The sequence below is a fragment of the Methylobacterium sp. C1 genome (genome assembly GCF_001854385.1).
Classification (GTDB): domain Bacteria; phylum Pseudomonadota; class Alphaproteobacteria; order Rhizobiales; family Beijerinckiaceae; genus Methylobacterium; species Methylobacterium radiotolerans.
This window is the reverse complement of the sequence record NZ_CP017640.1, coordinates 4,336,971-4,363,949: the sequence shown is the minus strand read 5'-3', so window position 1 is coordinate 4,363,949 and position 26,979 is coordinate 4,336,971. Positions and strand designations below refer to the sequence as shown.

Sequence of the window (26,979 nt, the reverse complement as noted above, 5' to 3'; positions counted from 1 at the left end):
CTCTAGACCAGCATTTGTTGTCAGAGCCACTTCTTCCAACGGAAGAAGAAGTAGGGGAATACGGCGGCCACGACCATCATGATCAGCGCCATCGGGTATCCGAATGCGAAATCTAGTTCCGGTATGGACTTAAAATTCATGCCGTAGATCGACGCGATCAGGGTCGGCGGCATGAAGACGACGGCCATGACCGAGAACAGCTTGATGATGTTGTTCTGCTCGAGGTTGACGAGCCCGAGGGTCGCGTCGAGCAGGAACTGGATCTTCGTCGACAGGAAGGTCGCGTGCTCCTCCAGGGACTGGAGATCCCGCAGGGTCGAGCGCACATCCTCGCGCAGGTCGCGCGGGGCCTTGTTGGTCCGGTAGGTCGCCGACAGCGAGAGCAGGATCCGCTCCATGGAGACGAGACTTTCCCGCTGCTTGGAGATGAGATCGCCGTGCCGGCCGAGGGCGCGCAACGTGTCCTGCAGCGCTGTGTTGCGCGCGGAGGGGTCCTCCTGCACTTCGAAGATCTTGCCCGACAGGCGGTCGATGCGCTCGCCCTGGAGCTGCAGCACGTCGGCGGCCCGGTCGATCACCGCCTCGATCAGCCCGGCCAGGATCGACTCGCCCGAGGGCGTCGACGCGCCGCCGTTGCCCATCGAGCGCCCGGCGCGCTGCGTGTACATGCGGAAGGCCTGCGGCTCCTCGTGGCGCACGGTCACCAGCCGGTTGCCGCGCAGGATGAAGGTGATGCCGGCCAGCCCCGGCTCCTCGGCGTCGCTGACCTTCGAGAGCACCCGGCCGGTCATGTAGCGGGCGCCGTCCTCGACGTAGAGCAGCTCCGAGGGCTCGATGTCCTTCATCTCCTCGCGGGTCGGCACCTCGATGCCCGCGAACGACTCGACCTTCAGTTCCTCCTCGCGGCTCGGGCGGATCAGGTCGAGCCAGACCGTGTCCTCGGGGATCGTGTCCTGGAGATCGATGACGCGGCGCTCAAGCAGCGTGGCTCCGGCGCCGACGGCGGGCTGGTGGATGAAGATCACGTACGGGTCTCGGATGCGGGTCGGTCACGGGACAGCGCGGGGCCGCAGCCCGCATCCGGCACCACGGTGGCCGATGCAAGCTGTGCCGCGGATGTGGCGCTGTTTTCTGACGCTTCCGTGACGCCCCGCGCCCGCCCCGCGGGTGGACCGGCGCGCGGCACGTCGCGCGCGCATTCACGGTGTGCCGGGTCGGAGGCCGGGCACCGGGCTCCGACCCGGCGGTCGGCGCCGGTCCGATCTCAGTTGCAGCCGTCGCAGATGCTGCCTTCGATCTTGTCGGTCAGGGCGCGCTCGCGCCGCCGCTGCTCGCGGGTCGGCACTTCGCCGGGGCCGAGGGACGTGCCGGGCGGCTTGGTCACGCCGAGGCTGTTGGTGTTCGGCGCCGTGATGGTCGAGGCCGGGCCGCTGCCGGTCCCGGTCTGGTCGGGCGCCAGCGTCTGCGCCGCGAGCGGGGTGGCGAGGGCGAGGCTCAGTGCGCCGAGCGTCGCGGGGCGAAGGATTCCGCGGATCATGATAGCTCTCCGGTCGCCGGGAGAACGTGAAACTTGACCGCAGGTTGCTTGGCTTAGCGCCGCCGTGCCGGCTCGCGCCGGAACACCCCGACCATCTCGACATGGCCCGAATGGCGGAACTGATCGACCGGCGTCACGGTCTCCAGCCGGTACCCGCCGGCGACCAGGGTCGCCGCGTCCCGCGCGAAGGTTCCGGCATCGCAGGCGACGCCGATCACGAGGGGAACGCGCGCCGCGGCGATCTGGCGGGCCTGGGCCTCCGCGCCGGCCCGGGGCGGGTCGAACACCACCGCGTCGAAGGGATCGAGTTCGGTGGGGAGCAGGGGCCGCCGGAACAGGTCGCGGCGCTCGCTGGTGATCCTGCGCAGGCCCGATGCGGCGCGCGCGGCGCGGTCGAGGCCCGCGAGGGCGGCGGCGTCGGACTCGACCGCGTGGACCGCGGCCGTCCGGGCGATCGCCAGGGTCAGCGGCCCGCAGCCCGCGAACAGGTCGGCGACGCGCCGGACGCGGGGTCCCAGGGCCGCCAGGGTCAGGTCGCAGAGCGTCGCCTGCCCGGCCGCGGTCGCCTGCAGGAAGCCGCCGGGGGCCGGGTAGAGGCGCGCGGCGCCGGAGGTGCCGCCGGCGGGATCGCCCGCCGTGACCGAGACCGGCTCGGCCTCCATCAGGCGCTCGCCGTGCAGCGACAGCCGGGCGAGGCCGAGCTCGCCGGCGATCCGCACCAGCGCGGCGCCGACGCCGGCGCTCACCGGTCCGTGGCCGCGCAGGTCGACGTCCAGGCCCTGGTCGGTGGCCGTCACGGCCACGTCGAGGGGCTTGCGCCCGTGGCCCAGCGGGGCGGCGAGGCGGCGCGCGACCTCGGGGGCCGGGTGCAGCGCCGGCACGGTGATCGGGCAATGGTCGATCGGCACCAGCGCGTGGCTGCGCGCCGCCATCAGCCCGGCCTCGGCCCGGCCGCCGATCTCCCGCACATGCAGGGTGAGGCGGCGGCGTCCCGCCCCGTGGGCGTCGAGGGTCGGGCCTGGCGTGACGTCGAGGCGCGCCTGGGACAGGGCCTGGGCGACGAGGTCGCGCTTCCAGGCGAGTTCCGCGGGCCGCGCGAGGTGCTGAGTGCGGCAGCCGCCGCAGCGCATGTAGTACGGGCAGAACGGCTCGACCCGGTCGGGCGAGGCCTGCGCGACGCCGAGCAGGACGCCGCGCCGCGCCTCCCGGCGGATCTCCGCGCGCTCCCCGGGCAGCGTGTAGGGTACCAGAGTCCCGTCCTCGGCGATCCCGTCGCCGCGGGCGCCGAGCGCCCGGATCGTGACCGTCTCGCTATCCGCTGGCTCGCTCACGGGAACCTCGCACCGATCAGGAACTCGGCATTGCCGTCGCCGCCCGGCACCGGCGAGTCGATCAGGCCCAGGATCGTGGCCCCGAGCCCCTCCAGGGTTTCGCGGACGGCCGCGCAGACCTCCGCGTGGACTGCCGGGTCGCGCACGAGGCCGCCGCGGCCGACCCGGGCGCGGCCGGCCTCGAATTGCGGCTTGATCAGCGCGACGATCGCCGATGCCGGCCTCAGCAGGACCGGGAGGACCGGCAGCACGAGGCGCAGGCCGATGAAGCTCACGTCCACGCTCGCGAGGTCGGGCGGCGGGACGAGGGTGTCCGCGCCGAGGCCGCGAATGTCGGTGCCCTCGCGGTTGGTCACGCGCGGGTCCCCGGCGAGGCGCGGATGGAGTTGGCCCCGGCCCACGTCGAGGGCGTGGACGTGGCGCGCGCCGCGGGCGAGCAGCACGTCGGTGAAGCCGCCCGTCGAGGCGCCGACGTCGAGGGCGACCCGGCCGGCCGGATCGACGCCGAACGCGTCCAGCGCGGCGGCGAGCTTGAGGCCGCCGCGGGAGGCGTAGGGATGCTCGGGTTCCGCCTCGACCCGGGCCCCGGGGGCGATCGAGTCCGAGGGGCGCGCGAGCGGCCGCCCGTCGACCCGCACGAGTCCGGCACGGATCGCCGCCTGGGCGCGGGCCCGGCTCTCGAAATGGCCGTGCTCCACGAGATACAGGTCGGCGCGTCGCGGACCAGGGGCGTCCACGGGGTCGTCCGCGGGGGCCGCGCGGTCCGGGCTGGTCCGGTCTCGGGTCATCGGGGCTTCGTGCGGTTCCGGCAGGTCTGCGGCGGAGGTTTCGGGCCGCCGCCCTGTCGAAGGCCGGCGCGCTCCCTAACTAGACCGGGCCGGAAAGGAGAGCCACCGCATGACCCGCACCCTGCCGCTGCTCGCATTGCTCGGGACCGCCGCCGCCGGCGGCGCCCTGGCGCAGGAGCCTCCCAAGGAGGCGGCCAAACCGGCAGAGACCTACACGGCGCCGATCAAGAACGCGAAGGGCGACCCGATCGGAACGCTGGCGATCCGCGACGGGGCGAATACCCTGGTCCTGCGCGTGACGATCCAGCCCGGCGGACTGCCGCCCGGCTGGCACGGGATGCATTTCCACGCCGTGGGCGACTGCTCGGACCCGAAGTTCATGAACTCCAAGGCCCACGTGAACCACGACCAGAGCAAGCACGGGCTGCTCAACGCGGAGGGGCCCGACGAGGGCGACCTGCCGAACCTCTACGCGGCGCAGGACGGCTCGGCCAACGCCGAGGTCTCGAGCGAGACCCCGCTGAACGGCGAGGGCGGTCTGAAGGACGGCGACGGCGCGGCGCTGATCATCCACGCCAACGAGGACGACCACAACACCCAGCCGATCGGCGGTGCCGGCGACCGCATCGCCTGCGGGGTGATCAAGTAGCCGTCGCGGAGGGGGACGGCACGGCCGGCGGGATCGGCCGCGGCCGGCCGTCCTCGTCGATGGCCACGAAGGTGAAGGTGGCCTGCGTGACCCGCTCGCGGACCTGGGTGCAGAACCGCCGCGCCCAGGCCTCGACCTCGATCTTCATTGAGGTCCGGCCGACATGCGAGACCCGGGTGTAGACGCACAGCACGTCGCCGACCCGGACTGGCCGGATGAAGGTCATCGATTCCAGCGCCACGGTGACCACCCGGCCCTGGGCCCGGTCGACGCCCGCGATGCCGCCGGCCTGATCCATCTGCGAGAGCACCCAGCCGCCGAAGATGTCGCCGTTGGCGTTGGTGTCGGCCGGCATCGCGATGGTGCGGACCGTGAGGTCGCCCTTCGGCAGATCGACTTCCGCGGGCGACGGCGCGCTTCCGGCCGGTGAGAGTGCGACGTGCTGCATGCCGTCCATCCGCCCCCGCGCGCCGTCAGGACATCAGGCCGGCGAGCTTGAGCCCCGCCGCCAGCAGAACGGCGACCGCACTCAGGATGCATTCGAGCGGGATGGATTGCCAGAGGTCCGGCGTCGCCGCCGCGGGCTCGGCGGGTTGCGCAATATCGTTCATCGGGCTTCCTCTCGGGCGCGCCGATCTGCCGTCGACGGTCCCGTTCCCGGCACGATAAAGCAAGGCTCGCGCTCGCGCACCCCGAATCGAGGCGTGAGAAAGCCCGGCGGCTCGATGGAACCGCCGGGCCGGTCAGGTCGGAGAGCCGATCAGTAGTAGAACCGACGGCGCCAGTAGGGACGACGGTAGTAGGGGCGCGGGCCGTAGTAGAACCGGCGGCCGTAGTACGGGCGGCGCCAGTAGGGGCGCGGGCCGTAGAAGCGGCGACGGTAGTAGTACTGGGCCTTCTCGGCCACCGCCGGCGCGGCTTCGGCCGGCAGAGCCAGCCCCGGGCCGATGGGCGCGGCGGACGCGCCCTCAGGCGCCGCGGCCGCGAAGCCCAGCACCAGCAGGGCCGCGAGCAGGAATTTCCTCAGCACGGTCTCGACTCCCTTCGTATGGTTACGTCCTGGTCGACGAACCGCACGGGAAGCGAGGGCCCTCCGCCCGGTCCGAACCGCTGCAACGCACGGGCGAGCGGAAGCGTTGCAGCTTAACCGCTGCGACGTTTCGGACAGGGTTGACCGCGGGTTGAGACGCGCGGTCAGGCGATCTTCGTCGTCATGTCCTCGATGCGCGCCTCGGCGCTCTGGCGCACCAGGGCGATGCCGTGCTCGCAATCCTCGCGGCGGACATAGCCCTCGCCCGACTCGGCGATCACCTCGCCGTTGCGCGCCCGCAGGCGCCAGCGCCACTCGCCCTTGGCGTCCCGGTAGAGTTCGAACCGCATGCTGCAGGCCCCCGCTTCGTCCGCCCTTCAGATGGGTGCGGGCGCGCGCAAGGGAAGGCGCGGCCATGACGGCTCAGGGGCGCGGGATCATCCCGCGGCCCGCGCGATCGGCGCCCCGCGATTCGAATTAGAACTTTTCTTCCTCTCGTTGTACGCTTCTCCCGCCGGGAGCCGGGACGCCTGAACAATAACGGGACGCCCGCGGCCGATGAGGGAGAGAGCATGAACGAGATCGTCCAGCCCGAGGCCTACTCGGAGGTCTTCTACGGCGCCTGCCCGCACGATTGCCCCGACACCTGCTCGATGCTCTTCGAGGTGAAGGGCGGCGAGCTCCTGAGCGTGCGCGGCAACCCGGACCACCCGATGACCCGCGGCGGTCTCTGCGTGAAGCTGAAGGATTACGAGAAGCGCCACTACCACCCGGACCGGGTGCTCTACCCGATGAAGCGCGTCGGCCCGAAGGGCTCCAAGCAGTTCGAGCGGATCACCTGGGACGAGGCGCTCGACACGATCGTCGACCGCTGGACGGCGATCATCGACCGGTACGGGCCGCAGGCCATCGCGCCCTACAGCTACCTCGGCAACCAGGGCCTCGTGCACGGTCTGAACGGCGGCGACGCCTTCTTCAACCGCCTGGGCGCCACCGTGACCGAGCGGACGTTCTGCGGCGAGGGCTCGTGCACGGCCTGGCTCCTCACCGTCGGGCCGACGGCCGGCCTCGATCCCGAGAGCTACATCCACTCCAAGTACATCGTGATCTGGGCCTGCAACTCGGTCAGCACCAATCTGCACCACTGGGCGATCGTGAAGGACGCCCAGAAGAAGGGCGCGAAGGTCGTCGTCATCGACGCCTACGCCTCGCGCACCGCGAAGGCCGCGGACTGGCACATCGCGCCGAGGCCGGGTACCGACGGCGCGCTCGCCATGGCGCTGATCAACTCCATCATCGCGCAGGGCCTCGTCGACCAGGACTACGTCGACAACCACACGATCGGCTTCGCCGACCTGAAGGAGCGGGCGGCCCCGCGCACGCCGGAATGGGCCGCGGAGATCACCGGCGTCCCGGCCGAGGATATCCGCAAGCTCGCCTACGAGATGGCGACCGAGCAGCCGGTGGGCATCCGCATGGGCGTGGCGCTGGAGCGGCACTACGGCGGCGGCCAGACCATCCGGGCGGTGACCTGCATCCCGGCGCTCACCGGCGCGTGGCGCCACGTCGGCGGCGGCGTCACCCAGTTCCCGGTCTGGGAGCATCCCTACAAGTTCGACGTGATGTGCCGGCCCGACCTGATCCCGGAAGGGACCCGGGTCGTCTCGAACCTCCAGATCGGCCGGGCGCTGACCGGCGAGCTGAAGCTCGACCCGCCGATCATGTCGATGATGTGCTGGAACTCGAACCCGGTCACGCAGGCGCCCGAGACCGACAAGATCGTCGAGGGCCTGATGCGCGAGGACCTGTTCATGGTCTCGGCCGAGCACTTCATCTCCGACACGGCCGCCTACGCCGACATCCTCCTGCCGGCCGCGATGGGCGCCGAGATGGAGGACATGATCCTGTCCTGGGGCCACCTCTACCTGACCTACAACACCAAGTGCGCGGAGGCGCCCGGCGAGGCGATCCCCAACAACGAGATCTTCCGCCGCCTAGCCGCCCGGCTCGGCTTCGAGGAGGAGAACTTCAAGTGGACCGACGCGGAGTGCCTAGAGCACTACGTCGACTGGTCGTCGCCGGCCTGCGCGGGCATCGACCTCCAGTACATGCGCGCGCACGGTTTCGCCCGGCTCAAGGTCGGAACGCCGGACGACCGCGCTCCGCACCGCGACGGCAACTTCCCGACCGATACCGGCAAGTGCATGCTCAAGATCGAGGGCGCCACGAACTTCGTCGCGCCGCCGTTCCGGCAGATGTACGAGGGCTTCCAGCCGGGCGAGCCCCTCGACCCGCTGCCCGATTACGTCGGCGCGCGGGAATCGCACGCGAACGATCCCGAGCTGGCCAAGCGCTACCCGCTCAACATCGTCTCGCCCAAGAGCCACTACTTCCTGAATTCCTGCTACGCCAACATGGAGGACAAGCAGAAGGGTCAGGGCGAGCAGTTCGTGATGATCAGCCCGGCCGACGCGTCGGCCCGCGGCATCGTCGACGGCGACCGCGTCCAGGTCGCCAACGCCCGCGGCGCCTTCAAGGGCGTCGCGCGCGTGACCGACGACGTCACGCACGGCGTCGTGGTGGCGACGCTGGGCTACTGGCGCCAGCTCAACGAGGGGACGGTGAACAGCATCTCGTCGGCGGCCTTCACCGACATGGGCCACGCGCCGTCGTTCTCCGACAACCTCGTCGAGGTCTCGCGGGCGAACTGATCGGCGCGGCGCGGCGACCCGCTCCCGGTCGCCGCGCTCGCACGGTCGCCCGGTCAGCCGGCGGCGCTGTCGGCGCTCCGCCGCCGGCGGGGCCGCGCCGCCGGCCGGATGTCCCCTCCGGCTGCCGGCAGGCCCCAGCCCTTCACCAGGGCGTAGACCGCCGGGATGACGATCAGGGTCAGGAGGGTCGACGAGACCATTCCGCCGATCATCGGCACCGCGATCCGCTGCATCACCTCCGAGCCTGCCCCCTGGCTCCAGAGGATCGGCAGCAGTCCCGCCATGATCGCCACGACCGTCATCATCTTGGGCCGCACCCGCTCGACCGCGCCGACCATGATGGCCGCCCGCAGATCCGCGCGGGTCAGGGGCCGCCCCGCCCGGTCGCACGCGGCCCGCGCCGCGTCGAGGGCGTGGTCGAGATAGACCAGCATGATCACCCCGGTCTCGGCGGCGACGCCGGCCAGCGCGATGAAGCCCACCGCCACCGCAACCGACAGGTTGAAGCCCATCCACCAGAGCAGCCAGACCCCGCCGACCAGCGCGAAGGGCAGGGACAGCATGACGATGAGGGTCTCGGTGAGCCGCCGGAAGTTCAGGTAGAGGAGCAGGAACACGAGCAGCAGCGTCAGCGGGACGACGATCGCGAGGCGCGCCTCGGCCCGTTCCAGGGATTCGTACTGTCCGCTCCACTGGAGGGTGGTGCCGGCCGGCAGCGTCACCGCGTCGGCCACGGCCTGCCGCGCCGCCGCGACGTAGCCGCCGAGGTCCCGGCCGGCGATGTCGACGTAGATGTAGACCGCGAGCTGTCCGTTCTCGGTGCGGATCGCCGTCGGCCCGCGGGCCAGCGCCACGGCCGCGACCTCGCGCAGGGGCACGGTCCCGCCCGCCGGAAGCGGCACCTGCACCGTGTCGGCGATGGCGGCCGGGTCCGAGCGGAAGGCCCGCGGGTAGCGGACATTGACCGTGTAGCGCTCGCGGCCCTCGACGGTCTCGGTGACGCTCTGGCCGCCGAGCGCGGTGGCGATCACGTCCTGGACGTCCCCGACCCGCAGGCCGTAGCGCCCGAGCGCCTCCCGGTCCGGGGTGATGTCGAGGAAGTAGCCGCCGATCACCCGCTCGGCGTAGGCGCTCGACGTGCCGGCCACGGTCCGGAGCGCGCTCTCGACCTGCCGGGCCACCCCCTCCATCGCCGTGAGGTCGGTGCCCAGCACCTTCACGCCCACCGGCGTGCGGATGCCGGTCGCCAGCATGTCGATGCGGGCGCGGATCGGCTGCGTCCAGGCGTTCGACACGCCCGGGAACTGCAGCGCCGCGTCCATCTCGGCCTTGAGGCCGGCGAGCGTGACTCCCGGCCGCCACTCCGCCTTCGGCTTCAGGGCGATGACCGTCTCGAACATCTCCATCGGCGCCGGGTCGGTCGCCGTGGCCGCCCGGCCGGCCTTGCCGTAGACGGAGGCCACCTCCGGGAAGCTCTTGATGATCCGGTCCTGGGTGGCGAGCAGCGCGCCGGCCTGCGTCACCGAGATCCCCGGCAGCGTCGTCGGCATGTAGAGCAGGCTGCCCTCGTCGAGGTCCGGCATGAACTCCGAGCCGAGCTGCCGGGCCGGCCACGCGGTCGCGGCCAGGAGGCCGGCGGCGAGCAGGATCGTCGGGACCCGGGCCCGCAGCACGGCGGCGATCACCGGACGGTAGGTCCCGACGAGGAGCCGGTTCAGCGGGTTGCGGTGCTCGGGGACGATCCGCCCGCGCACGCACAGCACCATCAGGGCCGGCACCAGCGTCACCGACAGCAGGGCGGCCGCCGCCATCGCGAAGGTCTTGGTGTAGGCGAGCGGCCCGAACAGGCGGCCCTCCTGGCTCTCCAGGGTGAAGATCGGCAGGAAGCTGACCGTGATCACCAGGAGCGAGAAGAACAGGGACGGCCCGACCTCGGCGGCCGCCGCGATCAGGATCGCGACCCGGTCGCTCCCGGGGGGCGCCCGCTCCAGGTGCTTGTGGGCGTTCTCGATCATCACGATGGCGGCGTCGATCATGGCGCCGACCGCGATGGCGATGCCGCCCAGGCTCATGATGTTGGCGCCGAGGCCCAGGGCCTTCATGCCGGCGAGCGCCATCAGGATCCCCACCGGCAGCATCAGGATGGCGACGAGGGCGCTGCGCACGTGCAGCAGGAACACGACGCAGACCAGGGAGACGACGAGGCTCTCCTCCACCAGGGTGTGCCGGAGGGTGTCGATGGCGGCCTCGATCAGCCGGGAGCGGTCGTAGACCGGCAGGATCTCGGTGCCGGCCGGGAGGCTCCGGGCCACCTCGGCGAGCTTCGCCTTCACGCTGTCGATGACCGACAGGGCGTTGGCGCCGAAGCGCTGGATCACGATGCCGCCGGCGACCTCGCCGTCGCCGTTCATCTCGGCGATGCCGCGCCGCTCGTCGGGCCCGAGCTCGACGCGGGCCACGTCCCGCACCCGCAGCGGCGTGCCCGCCGCACTCTTCAGGACGATGTTCTCGATGTCGGCGACGCCGCGCAGGTAGCCGCGGCCCCGCACCATGAACTCGAACTCGGAGAGCTCGACCGTGCGGCCGCCGACATCGGCGTTGCTCGACCGGATCGCGTCCCGGAGCGCCGCGAGGGTGATGCCCTGGGCGCGCAGCCGGTTCGGGTCGACGACCACGTTGTACTGCTTCACGAAGCCGCCGACGCCCGCGACCTCCGCGACGCCCTCCGCGCGCGAGGCCGCGAAGCGGATCACCCAGTCCTGCAGCGAGCGGAGTTCCGCCAGCGTCCGCTCCCGCGCGACCACGACGTACTGGTAGACCCAGCCGACGCCGGTGGCGTCGGGGCCCAGCGTCGGCGTCACGCCTTGCGGCAGGCGGCGCGCCGCGCCGCTGAGGTATTCCAGCACCCGGGAGCGGCCCCAGTACGGGTCGGTGCCGTCCTCGAAGATGACGTAGACGAAGGAGACGCCGAAGAACGAGAAGCCCCGCACCACCTTGGCCCGCGGCACCGTCAGCATGGCAGTGGTGAGCGGGTAGGTGACCTGGTCCTCCACCACCTGCGGCGCCTGGCCGGGATACTCGGTGTAGACGATGGCCTGCACGTCCGAGAGGTCGGGGATGGCGTCCAGCGGCAGCGTCCGGAGGGCCACGAGGCCGGCGCCGACCGCCAGCGCTGTCCCGACCAGCACCAGGACCAGGTTGCGGGCCGACCAGTCTATGAGGCGGGCGATCACGGGGCATCTCCCGCACGGGCGGCCTGCCGATCGTCCCGCGGCGGGGCGAGGCTCTGGAGTGCCGCCTTCAGGTTGCTCTCGGCGTCGATCAGGAAGTTCGCCGCCGTGACCACCCGGTCGCCGGCCGCGAGGCCGGCGCGGATCTCGGTGAAGCCCTCGCCCCGCGCGCCGAGGGTCACGGCCCGCGGCTCGAAGCGGCCCTCGCCGCGCTCGAGCAGCACGACCTGGCGCGTGCCGGTGTCGAGGACGGCGTCGTCCGGGACCGCCACCACCGGCTCGGCGCTCCCCGTCGCGATCGCGACGTCGGCGTACATGTCCGGCAGGAGCGTGCCGTCCGGATTCGGCAGCTCGATCCGCACCCGGGTGGCGCGGGTCTCGGGATTCACCTGCGGGTAGATCACCGCCACCCGGCCGGTGACGGTCCGGCCCGGCGCGGAGCGCGGGCGCACGGTCGCGACCTGGCCGACGCGGATCCCCGCGAGGTCGCGCTCGGGCACGTCGGCCAGCACCCACAGCACCGCGATGTCGGCGATCCGGAACAGCGTGTCGCCGGCCGCGGCCTTCATGCCCTCCACGGCGTTCCGCTGCAGGACGAGGCCGTCCCGGGGCGAGGCCCACGTGATGGCCATCGGCACCGTGCGGGTGCGCTCCATCGCGTCGATGACGTCCGCGGAGACGTTGAGGTTCTGCAGCCGCCGGCGAGCGCCGTCGAAGCCGGGATTGGCGATGAGCTGGGCCGCGGCCGCGTTGATCTCCGGCGAGTAGACGTGGACCAGGGGCTGGCCGCGGCGGACCCGGTCCCCGGTCGTGACGCTCTCGACCCGGTCGACATAGGCGTCGGAGCGCGTCGCCACGACGGTGACGCGGCGCTCGTCGAGGGCCAGCGTGCCGGGCACGCGCACCGGCTGCGCCACCACCCGCCGCTCGGCGGTCGCGATCCGCACGCCGGTGCGCTGGATCCGGCCGGCCGGGACCGTCACGACCGGGCCGCCCGCCTCCGCGTCGGCGTAGACGGGGATGTAGTCCATCCCCATCGAGTCCTTCTTCGGCACCGGCGACGTGTCCGGCAGGCCCATCGGGTTGCGGTAGTAGAGGATCGCGCGCGTGCCGGAATCGGGCCGGTGGCCGGCGGCCTCCGCGCCGGCCGTGTCGGGGCCGGGAACGTCGTCCGGGAGATCGAAGCGGACGTCCTCGCTGGCGCGCACCGGCCGGAACTCGCGCCCGTCCGCGGTCATCATCGGCGCCAGCGAGTAGACCGGCTTCCCGTCCGGATCCCGGTAGTAGACCACCGGGCCGGTCGCCGCCGCATTCGGCGCCGGGACGGACGGGGCCGGGACGGACGGGGCCGGACCGCTCGGCCGCCACGCGGCGAACCGCGTCCGGGCGGCCGCGACCAGCGCCGGCACGGGGTCGCCCCCGTGCCCCGCGCCGTAGCCGATACCCCCCGCCGCGAGCGCGGCGAGGGCCCCGGCGAACCAGGCGGTGCGGCTCACTTGGCGGCCTGGACGATCAGCTGGTCGTCGACCGTGCCGGTCTCACCCTGGACCTTCGCGGCGAGCGACAGGCGCCAGCGGCCCTGCATCGAGAGCTTGGCCTTGAAGCGGTAGATCCCGGGCTCGGTGGACGGCAGCTGCTCGACCTTGGTGGCCATCTCCTCCATGGCGTCGGGCGCCATGTCGAGGCGCTTGGCGAAGACCACGGCGTCGGGCACCGGCTTGCCGGTCCGCCGGTCGACGAGCCGGACGGCGAGGATCGCCTCGCCGACCTTGGCGTCGGGCTGTACGAGTTCGAAGCGGTAATCCTTGACGTCGGCGCGCGCCGGCAGGGCCGGGACCGACAGGACGGCGCCGAGCAGCGCGGCCGCGGCGGCGCGCGCGAGGGGAAGCTTGATCACGGGTTTTGTCTCCTGAACGCGATGGGAGGTGCGCGCGGACGCGCGTCACCGTGCCGGCGCGCGCGCCGGCGGCATCGGGTTCAGGCCCGGGGAGGCTCGGGCAGCGGGGCTCCCGGCCGGCTGGCGAAGGCCGCGGCCTCGGGCCAGCGGGTGCTCAGACCGCGCGCGGTCGGTACGGGGAGGGCGATCGCGGCCGGGAGGAGCGAGGCCAGGCCCGCCAGGCAGAGCGCCATCAGCGGGCAACCCTTGACACAGTCGGGTTTGGCCGGCTTCGGGCAGCACGGCATGGCGTCCATGTCCGCGATCGTGCCGGAATCGCCGGACTCCGCGGCGGCCACCTCCGGCGCGCCGGCGTGGTGGTGGTTCATGTGGCCGTGGGCCGGCGCCGCCATCGGCGCGTGCGCGCCCGCGATGGCCGCGGGCGCGGTCACCGGCGTCAGGGCGAGGCTGATCACCGCGAGGAGCGGTAACAGGCGCCGAAGGGCCGACCAGGGGTTCACGGCGTCAGGATGCCAAATTCCGGGCGGGAGCGGAAGTGCGGGCTCGACCCGCGATGAGGGCGCGCCGCTCCATCGGCGGGTGATCGCCTGAGCGCTCACCGGAAACGAGGCCGCCCGGGACGTTTCCGTCCCGGGCGGCGTGATCGTCACTCAGGAACGGGGCGCCCGCTCCAGCCAGCCGATGCTGCGCCCCTCGCCGCCACCGCCGCCGCTGCGCGGACGGGCCTCGGCGCGCTGGGGACGCCCGTCTCGGTTCGGGCGGCCCTGGTTCGGGCGCTCGCCCTGCGGGCGGGCGGGCCGGTCCGCGCGTGCGTCGCGGCCGTCCTGGGGCCGACCCTGCCGGGGTGCGCCCTGGCCTGGACCGCCGAAGCCGCGGCCGCCCTCGGGCCGGCCCTGCTGGGGACGCCCCTGCTGCGGACGGCCCTGCTGCTGCCGGGGCCGCTGGCCCTGGCGGCCGCCGCCGGGGCGCTGCTGCGGACGCTCGGGCCGGCGCTCCTCCTCCCGGGCGATCTCGGCCGCCTCCTGGCGAGACGGCGGGGTGAAGCCCTCGGGGAAGCCCGCCACAGGGACCTTCTGCCGGGTCACGCGCTCGATGTCGCGCAGGTAGGCCTTCTCCTCGTCGTTGCAGAACGAGATGGCGAGGCCGTCGGCGCCGGCGCGGGCGGTGCGGCCGATCCGGTGGACGTAGCTCTCCGGCACGTTCGGCAGGTCGAAATTGACCACGTGGCTCACGCCCTCGACGTCGATGCCGCGGGCGGCGATGTCGGTGGCGACCAGGACCCGGCAGGAGCCGTCCTTGAAGGCGGCCAGCGCCCGCTCGCGCTGCGGCTGGCTCTTGTTGCCGTGGATCGCGGCCGCCGCGATGCCGACCTTGTCGAGCCCGCGCACGACCCGGTCCGCCCCGTGCTTGGTGCGGGTGAAGACGAGCACGCGCTCGATCGCCGGATCGCGCAGGATGTGACCGAGCAGCGCCTGCTTGGCGCCGGTATGGACGAAGATCACCTCCTGCTCGACCCGTTCGGCCGTGGTGGCAACGGGGGTCACCGCGACCTGGACCGGGTCGGTCAGGTACTGCGCCGCGAGGCCGGCGATGTTCTTCGGCATGGTGGCCGAGAAGAACAGGCTCTGGCGCTTCTCGGGCAGCATCTTCACGATGCGCTTGAGGGCGTGGATGAAGCCGAGGTCGAGCATCTGGTCGGCCTCGTCGAGGACGAGGATCTCGACGCCCTCCAGGGTCAGCGAGCGGCGGTCGACGAGGTCGATCAGCCGGCCCGGGGTCGCGACGAGGATGTCGACGCCCGGCGCCAGCGCGCGCTCCTGGCGGCTGATGGTGACGCCGCCGAACACCACCGTCGTGGTGTAGGACAGGTGCCGGCCGTAATCGGTGAACGATTCGGCGATCTGGTTGGCGAGCTCGCGGGTCGGCGAGAGCACCAGCACCCGGCAGCCGCGGCGCGGGGCGCGGCGGTCCGAGAGCGAGAGGCGGTGCAGGATCGGCAGCGCGAAGGCCGCGGTCTTGCCGGTGCCGGTCTGGGCAATGCCGCAGAGGTCGCGGCCCTCCATGGCCGGCGGGATCGCCTGGGCCTGGATCGGGGTCGGCGCGACGTAGCCGGCCTCGCTGAGCGCCCGCAGCACGGGCTGGGCGAGGCCGAAATCGGTGAATTGGGTCAAGGATGTATCCGATGCAGCAGGGCCGGCCGGGCGCCTCGCGCCTCGCGCGCGGTGCCGTGTTGGAGCCGGTCCGTTGGCAGGGGGCAGCCCGCGTGATGGGGCGGCCCGGGTGCATGCACGTTATGAAGAGGGGGGCCGGATCACGCCGGGTGGCGCCCGATCCGTCACGCAGCCCCCTCAAGCGGGCCATGACGGCCGCTGACGCTGCGCCGCCGATATGCGTGTGTGCGGCTGCGAAGTCAATGCAGGGCCGGGTTGCGGCCCGGTCAGGCCGAGCGCCGCGCGGTCCGGTACAGGGCCGCCGTCGCGCCGGCGAACAGCGCGAGGCCGGCGAGCAGCGCGGGGCCCTGCGCCTCCGAGCCGGGCAGCGCCAGGGGCGCGTCGCTGCCCGACAGGTAGACGATCAGCGCGAAGGTGACGCCCCACAGGCTCTCGCCGACGATCAGGCCGGTCGCGGTGAGCGTGCCCATGCGCAGGGCCAGCTCCGGATCGGGCCGCCCCCGGGCCCAGCGGTCGTAGAACGTGCCGATCGCGGCGCCCGCCACCAGCGGCAGGACCAGCTTCATCGGCAGGTAGATCCCGAGGGCGACGGCCAGCGGCGGCAGGCGCAGGACATTCAGGCGCCCGAGAGCCGCGTCCAGGCCGACGAGGCCGAGGCCGGCGACGGCGCCCCAGGCCAGCATCCGCCAGTTGGCATCGCCGGTCAGGACGCCCCGGGCCAGTGCCGAGATCAGCCCGGCCTGCGGTGCCGCGAGGGCGTTCGGGCCCGCCCCGGGCGCGCCCGCGAAGCCGAAGCTGGTGCCGAGGAGGTTCAGCACCGGCGGGATGATGACGGAGCCGAAGGCCACGCCGATGACCAGGGCGACCTGCTGCTTCCAGGGCGTCGCGCCGACGAGCTGCCCGGTCTTGAGATCCTGCAGGTTGTCGTTGGCGATGGTGGCGACGCCGAACACGATCCCGGTGACCGCCAGGGCGTAGGCGACCAGCGCCCGGGTGCCCTCCGGATCGGTCCCGCGGCCGAACAGCCCCAGGAGAAGGGCCGCGCTCGCCAGCACGGCGAGGATTCCGACGCCCGACAGGGGAGAGTTCGAGGCGCCGATCAGCCCGGCCATGTAGCCAGTCACGGCGGCGACGCAGAGGCCGACCGCGAGGATGAACAGCAGGGCGCCGGCGATCAGCGGGAGGGCCTCGCCTTCCAGCGGCGTCCCGGCCAGCACGGTCCACAGCAGCCAGCCGATCGGCGCGAGCAGGGCCAGGGAGACCAGCACCACTGCGGCGACCGGCAGGTCGCGCTCCGCGACGGCGAGCGCCGCGCCGGCCGCGCGGGCGCGCCCGGCCGCCAGCGCCGAGCGGATGCCGCCGAGTACCGGAGCGGCGATCCGCACCAGGGTCCAGACCGCCGCGACGCCCATCACGCCGGCGCCGAAGAAGCGCACGTCCTGGCGGAACACCGCGCCGACCCAGGCCTCCAGGCCGGCGCCCGGCATCGGCTGCGCGGCGGTCAGCAGCGGGATGAGGCCGCCCCAGGCGATCGCCAGCCCCAGGGCCATCGCGGCCCCGACCGAGGGCCCGACGAGGTGGCCGACGCCGATCAGTGCGAAGGACAGGTTGCCGGCGATCCCGGTGGCGCCCGCGCCGACCCGGAACCACGTGCCGGCGCAGTCGAGGACGAGCCGGGTCTGGGCCAGCGCCGCGAAGGCCGCCGAGACGAGGCCGTTCCACGCGAGGAGCCGCAGGCCGCGGGCGCTGTCGGCTTCCCCGGCACGGCTGCCGGAGCCCACCGCCAGCACCTCGGCGGCGGCCCGGCCCTCGGGAAAGGGCAGGTCGGCCTCGACCACGAGGGCGCGGCGCAGGGGCACGGAGAACATCACGCCGAGGATCCCGCCCGTCGCGGTGATGCCCGCGGTGGTGAGCCACGGAAAGCCCTGCCACCAGCCGATCATCACCAGACCGGGCAGCACGAAGATGATCGCCGACAGGGTGCCGGCCGCGGAAGCGACGGTCTGGACGATGTTGTTCTCCAAGACCGTGGCGCCGGGCAGGCGCCGCAGGATCGCCATGGAGATGACGGCGGCGGGGATCGAGGTGGCGAAGGTCAGGCCGACCTTGAGGCCGAGATAGACGTTGGCGGCGGTGAAGATCAGCGTGATCGCGCCGCCCAGCACGATGCCGCGCAGCGTCAGTTCGGCGGGCTGGGGAACGCTGGACATGCGGACCGGACCCGGTTGCGGGACCGGACCAGTCTAGGAACAGGACCGGAGAAAAGACAGCCGCCGCACCACGATCAGCCGCCGGTATCCGAAGCCGCGCGGCGGGCAAAGCCGCGTCCCGGTCAAGGATCCCGGCCGCGCCGCAGCCCGGCATTGCCTGGCTGTCCGTCGCCGTCCGGCGGCGGTGCGCCCGACGCGCCGAGGATTTCCCGAGAACCCGGTTCGACCACCGGTCCACGCTGGTGCCGTCTTCCGGACGTTGCCGGGCCGTGCCTTTCTCGGCGCCGTGACTGATGAAGGCCTCTGTTTTTCGCGGAAAGACCTAATTTTTTCAGGATTGACAGTATTGATGTCTCGTTCGATCGTGAGAATGTATAGAAATATACTTAGCGATCGGATCGAATGACCGCTGCGCGGCCGACCGATATCGCGGCGGCGACTCCAGACGTTGCCCATGCAGACTGTGTTCTCGACGGAAGGGCTACACCCGAGGAACGGGTTCAGGCTGTGGCGGGACCTCCTCGGGGAGCGGCTCGTGCCGATCGAGGTCGAGCGCCTCGACGACGGACCGTTCCGGGGCAAGCTCGACATCGCCGAGATCGGCGCGCTGCACGTCTCCCGCCTGACGCAGAGCGCGCTGAAGTGCGAGACGACGCCCAGCGCGGCCCGGCGCCACGACAGGGCCGGGATGGTCGTGGTGCTGTTCAAGCTCGCGGGCCTGTCGACGAGCGTTCAGGACGGCCGGGAGGCGGTGCAGCGGCCCGGCGACATGCTGGTGCTCGACCACCGCGCCTCCGTACTGACGACCCAGAGGGACAGCCAAGCCCTGTTCCTGGAGCTGCCACGGGAGCGCCTGGAGGGCGCGCTCGGCTCGACGCGGCTCTACACTGGCCTGTCGGTCGGGGCGGAACTCGCCTCGGCCACGCTGGCGACCCGCTTCATCCAGGAGTTGATCCGGGTGCGTCACCAGCTCACGCCCGACGCCGCCGAGCGCATGTCGGCGATCGGAGTCGACCTGATCGTGGCGAGCCTCGCCGAGCGGCTCGCGCAGGACGTGCCCCGGCCCATCCACGGCAGCGTCGTCGTTCAGCGCGCCAAGGCGTATGTCGAAGCTCATCTGGGCGACCCGGGCCTCGACCCGCCGCAGCTCGCGGCCGTCATGGGCGTCTCGCTGCGCCGCCTCCAGGAGCTGTTCCACGAGCGCGGCCAGCACATCTCAGACTGGATCTGGGAACGCCGGCTGGCGGCGGCCAAGCGCCTGGCGGACCCGGCCTGCCTGCAGCTGTCGATCGGGATGCTCGCCTATGGCTGCGGATTCACGAGCCAAGCGCACTTCTCCCGCCGGTTCAAGGATTGCCACGGCCTGACGCCGCGCGAGTACAGGGATGCGGCCGTGCTGCGGGCCTCCGGCGCTCCGTCGGTTCGCTGACCGCGACGGTGGACGGCCTCGGCCGATCCTGCCCCGCCCCGGCGCGCGGGCCGGCCTCGCGACTCCGCCGATCCGGCGAAGGCGCCGCCGCGCGAGCGGGACTTCAGCCCCGACCCTGCGGGTCCGTTCAGATGATGCTGCGTCGTGATCGGCGGCGTACCGCCCTGTCTTGCACCACATCCGGGCTGCCGCAGATCCGGGCAACCGAAACAGTGTGGTGCGGCCAAGAGGACTCGAACCTCCACCCCTCGCGGGACTAGCACCTCAAGCTAGCGCGTCTACCAATTCCGCCATGGCCGCATCGGACGCGAAGATCGGTCCGGTTGCCCGACCGTCGCACCCCGCGGGAGAACCCGGGGCCGCTTTCGTGTCGCGCGGCGCAGCGGATAACAGATCGTCCGGCCGCCGACAAGCGCACTCACGGGGAATCGTAGCCGCCCTCCAAGAATGGCGCCGCACCGTCGCCGATGCTGACGCCCGGCTCGACGATCGAGGCCGCCTTGCGGATCAGCTCGGTCACCTCCACGGAGATGCGGTCGCCCGTCACCACGATCTGCCCGCGCGCGATCGGGTGGTCGTTGGCCAGGATCTCGACCATGTCGCTGTCGCTGGCCTCCAGCTCGATCACGGCGCCGCGGCCCATGCGCAGAAGCATGTGCAGCGGCATGCGGGCGCGGCCCAGCACCACCGTCAGATCGACCTTCAGGGTCTCGAAGACCGCCACCGCCCGCCATCCCGTCTCGCCGCCGGTCCGGTCCGGGCAAGCCTTCGCAGCAAGCCCTTGCAACCGCCGGCCGCGGGTGTTGAAGGCTTCGACCATCGACGCAGGATGGTGAACTCTTGGTAAACGCGCCCCGCCTCACGGTCAGCCCGCACGCGTTCCCGAAGCGGCCCGGCACCGACCCGGTCGCCGGCCCGGTGGGCTGGCGCGTGAGCGACGCGCCGGTGGAGTACGCGGCCGCCCTCGCCTGGATGGAGGCGCGCGCGGAGGCGATCGCCCGCGGCGCGGCGCCCGAATGCGTCTGGCTGCTGGAGCACCCACCGCTCTACACCGCGGGCACGTCGGCCCGGCCCGAGGATCTCGTGGCGCCGGACCGCTTCCCGGTCCACGCGACGGGGCGGGGCGGGCAGTACACCTATCACGGCCCCGGCCAGCGGGTGGCCTACGTGATGCTCGACCTCGACCGGCGCAGCCGCGACCTGCGCGCCTACGTGGCGAGCCTGGAGGCGTGGCTGATCGAGACCCTGGCCGCCTTCAACGTCCGCGCCGAGCGCCGCGAGGACCGGGTCGGGGTCTGGGTGCGCCGACCCGAGAAGGGGCCCGGCGTCGAGGACAAGATCGCGGCGATCGGCATCCGGGTCCGCCGCTGGGTCAGCTTCCACGGCGTCAGCCTGAACGTGGAGCCCGACCTCGCGCATTTCGACGGCATCGTGCCGTGCGGCGTCCGGGAGCACGGCGTGACGAGTCTGGTCGATCTGGGCCTGCCGGTGAGCATGGCCGAGGTCGACATGCAGCTCCGCGCCGCCTTCGAGGACATTTTCGGTGCGACCGCGATCGAGGCGGATTTCTGATCGGGCGCGCCGCCGAAGCCTCCGGCCGCGCCGATCAGAAATCCGCGTGCAGCCGCGAGGCGAAGAAGTGTGCCGGGCCGCGGTCGCGGTTGTATCCGGGATTGTCGATGAACTGGTAGTCGAAGGTCAGGGTGACGAACTTCGTGAGGTTCAGGGCGTAGTAGGTCTCCAGCGCGCGCTCGGTGCCGTAGTTGAGGCGCCCGTCCCCGACCAGCAGGCCGAGATAGCCGGCCGCGAAGGCGGCCCGGTGCGACGGCGAGAGCCCGTTCATCGCGGCGCCGATTCCGACCGTGTCGTCGGGCCGGTCCCAGGCCTTGCCCTTCAGCGACAGGCCTCCGGAGAAGCTCTGGTCGATGTCGGTGAAGGAGATGTTCTCGGTGCGCCCGTCGTTCAGGCTCGCCCGGGCGAACAGCCCGAGTTCGGGCGTCAGCGCCTGCTCCAGGTTGATGTAGCCGCCGGTCTTGCGGCGGGGCCGCCGGGTCGCCGCGACGGCGTCGTTGATGTCGTCGAACAGGCCGAGCTGCGTCAGGGTGACCACATCGCGGTTGTTGGCCGAGACGCCGACATTCGAGAACAGCCCGATGCGGATCTTGCCGGGCTGCTCCAGCCACGGGAGGACGTGGCGCTCCTCGAACTCGACGTTCAGCCCGGCGCGCCGGAACACCCGCGGGTCGAGCACGTCGCTCGACGGCTCCTTGGGCACCTGCGTGTAGGCGGCGCGGATCGCGAATTCCGGCCGGTTGTACTCGGCGTAGACGCCCTGCGTGAAGCCCGGGAGATTGGCCGGGAAGTCCCAGGCCGACGAGCCCCAGAGCGACCAGTTGAAGAAGTCCACGCGCGGATCGTGCGCGTAGATGTTGCCGTCGAAGAAGTCGCCCAGCGCGAACTTGCCGGCGATCAGCGTGATCCGCTCGGCGTCGTAGCGGGTGGCCACCTGGTTCGGGCCGTCCGGCACCTCCACGGTCTCGCCGCCCAGCCCGAAGGTCTGCTTCACGTAGTAGCGATTCGAGCGCAGCTTCGGGAAGGGGGCGCCGGCCTTCTGCGCCTCGCCGTTGACGAAGCCGGCGACGCCCAGCGTCCGCGACAGGCCGAAGCCCTGGCTGAACTCGGGGTTGTAGTAGACCTCGGTGCTGTCGGTGAGCTTGAGCCCGAGGAAGATCGTGGCCGTGGTGGTCTGCCGGGCCTGGTGGGGGATCAGGCTCTGCGCGCCCTCGTAGGGCGAGCGGAAGCCGGGCACGCCCTGCGCGATCAGCGTCGTCTGGCCGTGCAGCGAGAAGCGGCCGGTATCGCCGTTGTCGGGGTCGTGCGGGGCGGTCTCGTCCGGGTCCGGCGGGACCTTCAGGCCGTCCGGGAACCACATCAGCCGCGCGAACAGCTGGTTGGAGTTGAAGCTCGCCCGGGTCGTGACCGGCCCGCCCGCGTCGCCGGGCACAGCGCCCAGCGGGAAGCGCCGGCTGCCGCCGAGATCGATGTAGCGGTAGTCGATCCCCAGGGCGAGGCTGTCGGTGATGGCGTACTGCACGCCCGCGCCGAGGGTGAAGCCGACATAGTCGAGGTCCCGCCGCGCCGCGGTCTGCCCGCCCGCGTCGAGGTCCGGATAGTTCGCCAGGATGCGCGCGTTCGCCCCCGCGAGCCCGAAGGTGCCGTAGATCAGGTAGCGGTCGAAGCTGTAGCCCAGCCGGGCACGGAGGGCGCCGTAGAGGTCGGTCTTGGCGCGCACGATGTTGAAGGCCGGCGTCGTGTCCGCGTAGCCGAAGCCCGCGATGGTCGAGGGGACTGGCCGCTTCAGATTCGCCGCGTCGAGACTGGCCTCGATGCCGTAGACCCACGGCCCGGCCTGCCAGTTCCAGCCGCCGAACAGGCCGCCGGTTGCCGTCGTGGCGTTCTTGCCCTGATCGCTGCGGCCGGTGGAATCGCCGCTCTTGAACGGCGGGACCGGCCGGCCTCCGATCGTCGTGGGGCCGAAACTGTAGGCACCGTAGGAGCCGCCTGCGCTCCCCTCCAGGCCGACATAGCCTCCTGACCAGTCGGTGTAGGCCGGCGCCTGGGCGGTTGGGCGCGGGGCGAACAGGTCGGCCGCCGGTGCCGCGACGGGCGCGAGGAGGGGCGCGGTCAGGACGAGCGCTGCGGTGCGGACCAGGGGCACGGAACGGGTTCTCATCCGACTCACAGAAAAGTATAGCACTTGCTTAAACGGGATCCGGTGTCGCGCAAGCCGCACCGCGCAGTCCAGTCACAGGGCGTCGCGCAGATCGTGGCCGTCCCGCCCCACATTCTCGGTTCGCTGCATGGCACTGGCATGACGAGCCTGGCTGAGCCGGCTCCGTCAAGATCCAGTGCAAGATTTTGGGGCGAACATCTGCGTGAGATCGCGTAGTGAGCGTGTCGATCTCTCGGGAAGACGTGTGAATACGGTCGTGCCGACTCGACGACGTCCCAGATTAGAATTGTTATTATTTGATGCTCGTGCGATTCCGGTTTGAACTTCGGGCGGGGTGGATTATGTGCGGTCGCATGCACGCGTCGCACATCATCCCGGTTCTCCGCGGCCTCGCCGCGGCCTCACTCCTCGCGTTCGCGGGCGCCGCGACGGCCAAGGAGGTGCCGATCGGGCCGCACGTGACGCGGAACGGCCTCGAGGTCGCCGCCGTCTATCTCCAGCCGATCGAGATGGATCCGCCCGGCATGATGCGCGAGGCCGCCAAGTCGGACATCCACCTCGAGACCGATATCCGCGCCGCCAAGGACAACCGCAACGGCTTCGCCGAGGGGGACTGGGTTCCGGCGCTCGACGTCCGGTTCGAGGCGGTGAAGCTCGACGGCGACAAGCCCACCGACCAGACGGTGTCGGGCATGCTGATGCCGATGGTGGCCAATGACGGGCCGCATTACGGCGACAACGTCAAGCTGTTCGGCCCCGGTCGTTACCGTCTCAAGGTCACCGTCGCGCCCCCGGGCAAGGACAGCCATTTCGGCCGCCACGTCGACAAGGAGACGGGTGTCGGCCCCTGGTTCGAGCCCTTCGAGATCACCCAGGACTTCACCTTCGCGGGCGTCGGCAAGAAGGGCGCCTACTGAGAGTGCTGGAGCTGACCGTGTCCCGCTTGCCGCGCTCCCTCGTCCGAGCCATCCCGCTGCTGCTGGTCGCCGCCGCGTCGGCCTCCGCGCCGGCGCGGGCCGACGACATGCCGGTCATCAAGGTGGAGATGCGCGACGGCGTGATCATCCCGACGGTGATCGAGGTTCCGGCCAACACCCGGTTCAAGCTCGAGATCTCGAATACCGGCCAGACGCCGGTGGAGTTCGAGAGCACGGAACTCCGGCGCGAGAAGGCGCTGGCCGCGGGCTCGACCTCGGCGATCGTGTTCCGCACCCTCGATGCCGGCACCTACCAGGTGTTCGACGATTTCCACCCGGAAGCGAAGGCGACCATGGTGGCCAAATGAGCGCGTCCACGACAGCGCCCGGCTCCCTGGCCCTGGCCGGCGTCACGCCGCGCCGGTCCGCGGTCGACGCGCGGCTCGCGCGGTTCGGCGACGTGCTGCGCCGGTACGGCTGGATCATCCGGTCCGTGCAGTGGCTGATCGTCGCCGTCTACGCGGTGCTGGTGATCGTCCCGGCCCTGCTGCCGCTGCCCGACAATGCCGCCCACATCTGGACCAACCTGACGCTGGCCGCCCAGTTCGCCTTCTGGGGGATCTGGTGGCCGTTCGTGCTGGTCAGCATGGTGCTGGTCGGGCGGGCCTGGTGCGGCGTGCTCTGCCCGGAGGGCGCGCTGAGCGAGTTCGCGAGCCGCTGGAGCCGCGGCTACGCCGTGCCGCGCTGGATCACCTGGCAGGGCTGGCCGTTCGTGGCCTTCGCGGGCACCACCGTCTACGGCCAGATGACCAGCGTCTACGGCTACCCGAAGCCGGTGCTCGCGGTGCTGGGCGGCTCGACGCTGGCGGCGATCGTGGTCGGCCTGCTGTACGGGCGCAACAAGCGGGTCTGGTGCCGCTACCTCTGCCCGGTCAACGGCGTCTTCGCGGTGCTGTCGAAGCTCGCGCCGGTGAGCTTCCAGGTCGACCGCGCCGCCTGGGCGGCCTCGCCCAAGCCGGTCGGCGGCACCGAGGCTTTCAACTGCGCGCCCCTCGTGCCGGTGAAGACCATGCGCGGCGCGGGCGCTTGCCACATGTGCGGGCGCTGCAGCGGCCATCGCGGCGCCGTGCACCTCGCCCTGCGCTCGCCCAACCACGAGATCGTCCACGTGGCCGGCGCGGAGCCGAGCCTCGACCAGACCATGCTGATCCTGTTCGGCATGCTGGCGCTGGCGGTGGGCGCCTTCCAGTGGTCCTCGAGCCCCTGGTACGTCGATGCCAAGCAGTGGGCGGCCACGTGGCTCATCGAGCGCGGAACGACGTGGCCGCTGGAGTACTCGGCGCCCTGGTTCGTGCTGACGAACTATCCCGACCGCAACGACGTCATGACGCTCCTCGACGGCGGGCTGCTGCTGGCCTACATCGGCGCCGCCACCGTCGTGCTCGGGCTCGCCCTGTCGGGGATCGTGGCGCTCGCGACCCTGAGCCTCGGGGGCTGGTCGCTCCGGCGCTTCCACCACCTGACCCAGACGCTGATCCCGGTGGCGGGCTGCGGCGTCTTCCTGGGCTTGTCGGCGCTCACCGTGACGTTCCTGCGCGGCGACGGCATCGTGATCCCCTACGTGGCGGAGATCCGCGCGGGCCTGCTGGCCGGCGCGAGCCTGTGGAGCGTCTGGCTGGCCTGGCGGGTGGCGGGTCTCGACGCCGGCGGCCTGCGCCGGGTGGCGGCCTCGGCCTGCATCGCCGGCGCGGCCGCCCTCTCGGTGGCCAACTGGGTGCTCCTGTTCTGGATCTGGTAGCGCGCGGTTCGCGCGCCTCGCGTCACACGACCTCACAACTTCTGGAGACCGCCATGATCGGCGCCTTCGTCATCGCCTTCCGCGAAGTCATCGAGGCGGGCCTCATCATCTCCATCGTGCTGGCGGCGACCCGCGGCATTCCGGGCCGGATGCGCTGGGTCCTGCTCGGCATCGTCGGCGGCCTCGCGGGCGCCGCGCTGGTGGCCCTGTTCGCCGAGAAGATCTCCGACGCCTTCGAGGGTAGCGGGCAGGACATCCTGAACGCCGCGGTCCTGATCGTCGCCGTGCTGCTGCTGATCTGGCACAACACCTGGATGAGCAAGCACGGCAAGGAGCTGGCCGGCGAGTTGCGCGCCGCCGGTGCGGCCGTGCGCTCGGGCGAGCGGGAGGCGGCGGCCCTGTCGATCGTGATCGGCGCCGCGATCCTGCGCGAGGGGGCCGAGCTGGTCCTGTTCCTCTACGGCCTCGTGGCCTCGGGCACCTCGGGCGCGGACATCCAGTTCGGGGCGGTCGCCGGCATCGGTGCGGGCGCGCTCCTCTCGGCCGTGACCTATCTCGGGCTCGCCTCGATCCCGAGCCGCTACGTCTTCTCGGTGACCAGTGTCCTGATCATCTTCCTCGCGGCCGGCCTCGCCGCGCAGGCGGCGCAGTTCCTGGCCAATGCCGGTGTGGTGGACGTCCTCGGCCACACCCTCTGGAACAGCTCCGCCGTGATCGCCGAGAATTCCTGGCCGGGCCGCGTCCTGCACGCGCTGGTCGGCTACACCGACCGGCCGACCGCCCTCCAGGGGCTGGTCTACATCGCCACCATCGCGGTCATGGTCGGCCTGATGCAGTGGAGCGCCACCGACAAGCGCCGCGCGGTGCGGGCGGCGTAGGGAACGTCAAGCGACCTCCGCCGCACCGACCGTCGGCGCGGCGGAGGAAACCGTGTGGCCGTCCTCAGCTCTGCGCAGTCCACTTGGTGGGATCGGCCGGTTTCTCCCGGTATATCGTGCCGGCGAAATCGACGTGCAGCTCCGTTGCCGCCCCGTCGGGTCGGCGACCCAGGACCTCGAAATGCTTCGGCTTGCGCCGGGGCGCGTCCATGACCGCCCAGCCCGCGGAGGCGACCGCCGCGAGAGCGCGCGCGGGATCGGCCGAGGCCTCCGCCCGCGCCTCCGCCCGTTTCGGCCCGTGTGGGTGGTGGGGCTTCTTGTGATGGATCTCCACAGGATCCCGGCCCTCCGCCGAGATCCGCGTGACCTTGATCTCGGAGGGACGGCGTTCGCCCTCGAGAGTCACCCGCAGCCCGTGCGCGATCGGGAAGGCGGCCACGCCTTTCGGGCCGAGGTCAGCGAGATGGGTCTCACCGTCGGCCTCGACGGTGAAGCGATGGGCGAAGACGTGCCCGACGGTGCCCGAGAAGGCGGTGGTGTCGTGAAGCGGCATGATTTTCTCCGTAGAGCGCCCAACCGCAGGCGCATTCGATATATCGAAATCGATCACGGAGCATTCAAGGCGACGCGTGACCAGCCCCGAGCGGACGGGCCGCCGGGCCGGTTCGGG

The 26,979-nt window shown here is 71.9% G+C and carries 25 protein-coding genes and 1 tRNA gene; 8 read left to right on the top strand and 18 right to left on the bottom strand.

The window, feature by feature from the left end; genetic code table 11:
* Positions 1–20: 20 nt before the first annotated feature.
* The 4 genes from BKE41_RS20175 to BKE41_RS20160 form a co-directional block, all read right to left on the bottom strand.
* Positions 21–1,025, bottom strand: coding sequence for a magnesium transporter CorA family protein (locus tag BKE41_RS20175; RefSeq protein WP_012320756.1), 1,005 nt, complete (start codon positions 1,023–1,025; stop codon positions 21–23).
* Between the two features lie 239 nt (positions 1,026–1,264).
* Entirely contained in the window at positions 1,265–1,537 is a 273-nt protein-coding gene (locus tag BKE41_RS20170; RefSeq protein ID WP_024829109.1) for a hypothetical protein, read from the bottom strand.
* Between the two features lie 53 nt (positions 1,538–1,590).
* Positions 1,591–2,868 (bottom strand): class I SAM-dependent RNA methyltransferase, encoded by a 1,278-nt coding sequence (locus BKE41_RS20165; protein WP_071000026.1) that lies wholly within the window; start codon positions 2,866–2,868, stop codon positions 1,591–1,593.
* Positions 2,865–3,656 carry a TlyA family RNA methyltransferase gene (locus tag BKE41_RS20160; protein WP_199825803.1) on the bottom strand — a complete coding sequence of 264 codons (792 nt, stop codon included), beginning with the start codon at positions 3,654–3,656 and terminating at the stop codon, positions 2,865–2,867. The genes BKE41_RS20165 and BKE41_RS20160 overlap by 4 nt, the downstream gene beginning before the upstream one ends.
* 109 nt (positions 3,657–3,765) lie before the next feature.
* On the opposite strand from BKE41_RS20160, the gene BKE41_RS20155 reads away from it, so the two are divergent.
* A complete protein-coding gene (locus BKE41_RS20155) occupies positions 3,766–4,305 on the top strand; it encodes a superoxide dismutase family protein (protein WP_012320752.1) in 540 nt (179 codons plus the stop codon).
* On the opposite strand, the gene BKE41_RS20150 is transcribed toward BKE41_RS20155, so the two are convergent.
* From BKE41_RS20150 to BKE41_RS20140, 4 genes are all read right to left on the bottom strand, one after another.
* Positions 4,298–4,753, bottom strand: coding sequence for a hotdog domain-containing protein (locus BKE41_RS20150; protein WP_012320751.1), 456 nt, complete (start codon positions 4,751–4,753; stop codon positions 4,298–4,300). The genes BKE41_RS20155 and BKE41_RS20150 overlap by 8 nt on opposite strands.
* A gap of 25 nt (positions 4,754–4,778) precedes the next feature.
* Positions 4,779–4,916, bottom strand: a complete 138-nt coding sequence (locus tag BKE41_RS31710; protein ID WP_012320750.1) for a hypothetical protein — start codon at positions 4,914–4,916, stop codon at positions 4,779–4,781.
* Between the two features lie 149 nt (positions 4,917–5,065).
* On the bottom strand, positions 5,066–5,335 hold the full coding sequence (locus tag BKE41_RS20145; RefSeq protein WP_012320749.1) for a hypothetical protein: 270 nt from the start codon (positions 5,333–5,335) through the stop codon (positions 5,066–5,068).
* A 164-nt stretch (positions 5,336–5,499) separates the two neighbouring features.
* Positions 5,500–5,685 (bottom strand): DUF1508 domain-containing protein, encoded by a 186-nt coding sequence (locus BKE41_RS20140; RefSeq protein WP_012320748.1) that lies wholly within the window; start codon positions 5,683–5,685, stop codon positions 5,500–5,502.
* 222 nt (positions 5,686–5,907) lie between these two features.
* Between BKE41_RS20140 and BKE41_RS20135 the strand changes: the two genes are divergently transcribed.
* Positions 5,908–8,046: a molybdopterin oxidoreductase family protein gene (locus tag BKE41_RS20135; RefSeq protein ID WP_024829112.1), complete on the top strand. Its 2,139-nt coding sequence runs from the start codon at positions 5,908–5,910 to the stop codon at positions 8,044–8,046.
* Between the two features lie 53 nt (positions 8,047–8,099).
* Here the strand turns inward: BKE41_RS20135 and BKE41_RS20130 are convergent, their stop codons facing one another.
* From BKE41_RS20130 to BKE41_RS20105, 6 genes are all read right to left on the bottom strand, one after another.
* On the bottom strand, positions 8,100–11,279 hold the full coding sequence (locus BKE41_RS20130; protein ID WP_012320746.1) for a CusA/CzcA family heavy metal efflux RND transporter: 3,180 nt from the start codon (positions 11,277–11,279) through the stop codon (positions 8,100–8,102).
* Positions 11,276–12,772, bottom strand: a complete 1,497-nt coding sequence (locus BKE41_RS20125) for an efflux RND transporter periplasmic adaptor subunit (protein WP_071000025.1) — start codon at positions 12,770–12,772, stop codon at positions 11,276–11,278. The genes BKE41_RS20130 and BKE41_RS20125 overlap by 4 nt, the downstream gene beginning before the upstream one ends.
* Positions 12,769–13,173 carry a FixH family protein gene (locus tag BKE41_RS20120; RefSeq protein WP_012320744.1) on the bottom strand — a complete coding sequence of 135 codons (405 nt, stop codon included), beginning with the start codon at positions 13,171–13,173 and terminating at the stop codon, positions 12,769–12,771. Before BKE41_RS20120 ends, BKE41_RS20125 begins: the two co-directional genes overlap by 4 nt.
* An 80-nt stretch (positions 13,174–13,253) precedes the next feature.
* The gene (locus tag BKE41_RS20115; RefSeq protein ID WP_029359312.1) at positions 13,254–13,673 is read right to left on the bottom strand and encodes a hypothetical protein; all 420 of its coding nucleotides are present in this window, start codon (positions 13,671–13,673) and stop codon (positions 13,254–13,256) included.
* Positions 13,674–13,823: 150 nt separating this feature from the next.
* Positions 13,824–15,344: a DEAD/DEAH box helicase gene (locus BKE41_RS20110; RefSeq protein ID WP_012320742.1), complete on the bottom strand. Its 1,521-nt coding sequence runs from the start codon at positions 15,342–15,344 to the stop codon at positions 13,824–13,826.
* A gap of 266 nt (positions 15,345–15,610) precedes the next feature.
* On the bottom strand, positions 15,611–17,554 hold the full coding sequence (locus BKE41_RS20105) for an oligopeptide transporter, OPT family (protein WP_029359314.1): 1,944 nt from the start codon (positions 17,552–17,554) through the stop codon (positions 15,611–15,613).
* A 454-nt stretch (positions 17,555–18,008) separates the two neighbouring features.
* Here BKE41_RS20105 and BKE41_RS20100 point away from each other — a divergent pair, with 454 nt between their 5' ends.
* The gene (locus BKE41_RS20100; protein WP_029359315.1) at positions 18,009–18,983 is read left to right on the top strand and encodes a helix-turn-helix domain-containing protein; all 975 of its coding nucleotides are present in this window, start codon (positions 18,009–18,011) and stop codon (positions 18,981–18,983) included.
* A 215-nt stretch (positions 18,984–19,198) separates the two neighbouring features.
* On the opposite strand, the gene BKE41_RS20095 is transcribed toward BKE41_RS20100, so the two are convergent.
* Together BKE41_RS20095 and BKE41_RS20090 are read right to left on the bottom strand one after the other, a co-directional pair.
* Positions 19,199–19,283 (bottom strand) — tRNA-Leu (locus tag BKE41_RS20095).
* A gap of 118 nt (positions 19,284–19,401) precedes the next feature.
* Entirely contained in the window at positions 19,402–19,707 is a 306-nt protein-coding gene (locus tag BKE41_RS20090; protein WP_020095633.1) for a FliM/FliN family flagellar motor switch protein, read from the bottom strand.
* Between the two features lie 116 nt (positions 19,708–19,823).
* Here BKE41_RS20090 and lipB point away from each other — a divergent pair, with 116 nt between their 5' ends.
* Positions 19,824–20,555 (top strand): lipoyl(octanoyl) transferase LipB, encoded by a 732-nt coding sequence (gene lipB / locus BKE41_RS20085; RefSeq protein ID WP_012320738.1) that lies wholly within the window; start codon positions 19,824–19,826, stop codon positions 20,553–20,555.
* Between the two features lie 34 nt (positions 20,556–20,589).
* Here the strand turns inward: lipB and BKE41_RS20080 are convergent, their stop codons facing one another.
* Positions 20,590–22,716 carry a carbohydrate porin gene (locus BKE41_RS20080; protein WP_071000024.1) on the bottom strand — a complete coding sequence of 709 codons (2,127 nt, stop codon included), beginning with the start codon at positions 22,714–22,716 and terminating at the stop codon, positions 20,590–20,592.
* Between the two features lie 353 nt (positions 22,717–23,069).
* Between BKE41_RS20080 and BKE41_RS20075 the strand changes: the two genes are divergently transcribed.
* The 4 genes from BKE41_RS20075 to BKE41_RS20060 are packed head-to-tail and all read left to right on the top strand — an operon-like array spanning position 23,070 to position 26,309.
* A complete protein-coding gene (locus BKE41_RS20075; protein ID WP_041372370.1) occupies positions 23,070–23,633 on the top strand; it encodes an iron transporter in 564 nt (187 codons plus the stop codon).
* A gap of 17 nt (positions 23,634–23,650) precedes the next feature.
* Positions 23,651–24,001 (top strand): cupredoxin domain-containing protein, encoded by a 351-nt coding sequence (locus BKE41_RS20070; protein WP_071000725.1) that lies wholly within the window; start codon positions 23,651–23,653, stop codon positions 23,999–24,001.
* A complete protein-coding gene (locus BKE41_RS20065; protein ID WP_071000023.1) occupies positions 23,998–25,431 on the top strand; it encodes a 4Fe-4S binding protein in 1,434 nt (477 codons plus the stop codon). Before BKE41_RS20070 ends, BKE41_RS20065 begins: the two co-directional genes overlap by 4 nt.
* 53 nt (positions 25,432–25,484) lie before the next feature.
* Entirely contained in the window at positions 25,485–26,309 is an 825-nt protein-coding gene (locus tag BKE41_RS20060) for an FTR1 family protein (protein WP_043074292.1), read from the top strand.
* A 64-nt stretch (positions 26,310–26,373) separates the two neighbouring features.
* Here BKE41_RS20060 and BKE41_RS20055 read toward each other — a convergent pair whose 3' ends face one another.
* On the bottom strand, positions 26,374–26,919 hold the full coding sequence (locus BKE41_RS20055; protein ID WP_245295818.1) for a hypothetical protein: 546 nt from the start codon (positions 26,917–26,919) through the stop codon (positions 26,374–26,376).
* Positions 26,920–26,979: the final 60 nt, after the last annotated feature.

Bases quoted from the DNA above. Each gene is read 5' to 3' on its own strand.
- BKE41_RS20080 (WP_071000024.1), bottom strand. From the start codon at position 22,716: ATGAGAACCCGTTCCGTGCCCCTGGTCCGCACCGCAGCGCTCGTCCTG.
- BKE41_RS20105 (WP_029359314.1), bottom strand. From the start codon at position 17,554: ATGTCCAGCGTTCCCCAGCCCGCCGAACTGACGCTGCGCGGCATCGTG.
- BKE41_RS20155 (WP_012320752.1), top strand. From the start codon at position 3,766: ATGACCCGCACCCTGCCGCTGCTCGCATTGCTCGGGACCGCCGCCGCC.
- BKE41_RS31710 (WP_012320750.1), bottom strand. From the start codon at position 4,916: ATGAACGATATTGCGCAACCCGCCGAGCCCGCGGCGGCGACGCCGGAC.
- BKE41_RS20075 (WP_041372370.1), top strand. From the start codon at position 23,070: ATGCACGCGTCGCACATCATCCCGGTTCTCCGCGGCCTCGCCGCGGCC.
- BKE41_RS20150 (WP_012320751.1), bottom strand. From the start codon at position 4,753: ATGCAGCACGTCGCACTCTCACCGGCCGGAAGCGCGCCGTCGCCCGCG.
- BKE41_RS20160 (WP_199825803.1), bottom strand. From the start codon at position 3,656: ATGACCCGAGACCGGACCAGCCCGGACCGCGCGGCCCCCGCGGACGAC.
- BKE41_RS20170 (WP_024829109.1), bottom strand. From the start codon at position 1,537: ATGATCCGCGGAATCCTTCGCCCCGCGACGCTCGGCGCACTGAGCCTC.
- BKE41_RS20060 (WP_043074292.1), top strand. From the start codon at position 25,485: ATGATCGGCGCCTTCGTCATCGCCTTCCGCGAAGTCATCGAGGCGGGC.
- BKE41_RS20065 (WP_071000023.1), top strand. From the start codon at position 23,998: ATGAGCGCGTCCACGACAGCGCCCGGCTCCCTGGCCCTGGCCGGCGTC.
- BKE41_RS20135 (WP_024829112.1), top strand. From the start codon at position 5,908: ATGAACGAGATCGTCCAGCCCGAGGCCTACTCGGAGGTCTTCTACGGC.
- BKE41_RS20140 (WP_012320748.1), bottom strand. From the start codon at position 5,685: ATGCGGTTCGAACTCTACCGGGACGCCAAGGGCGAGTGGCGCTGGCGC.
- BKE41_RS20100 (WP_029359315.1), top strand. From the start codon at position 18,009: ATGCAGACTGTGTTCTCGACGGAAGGGCTACACCCGAGGAACGGGTTC.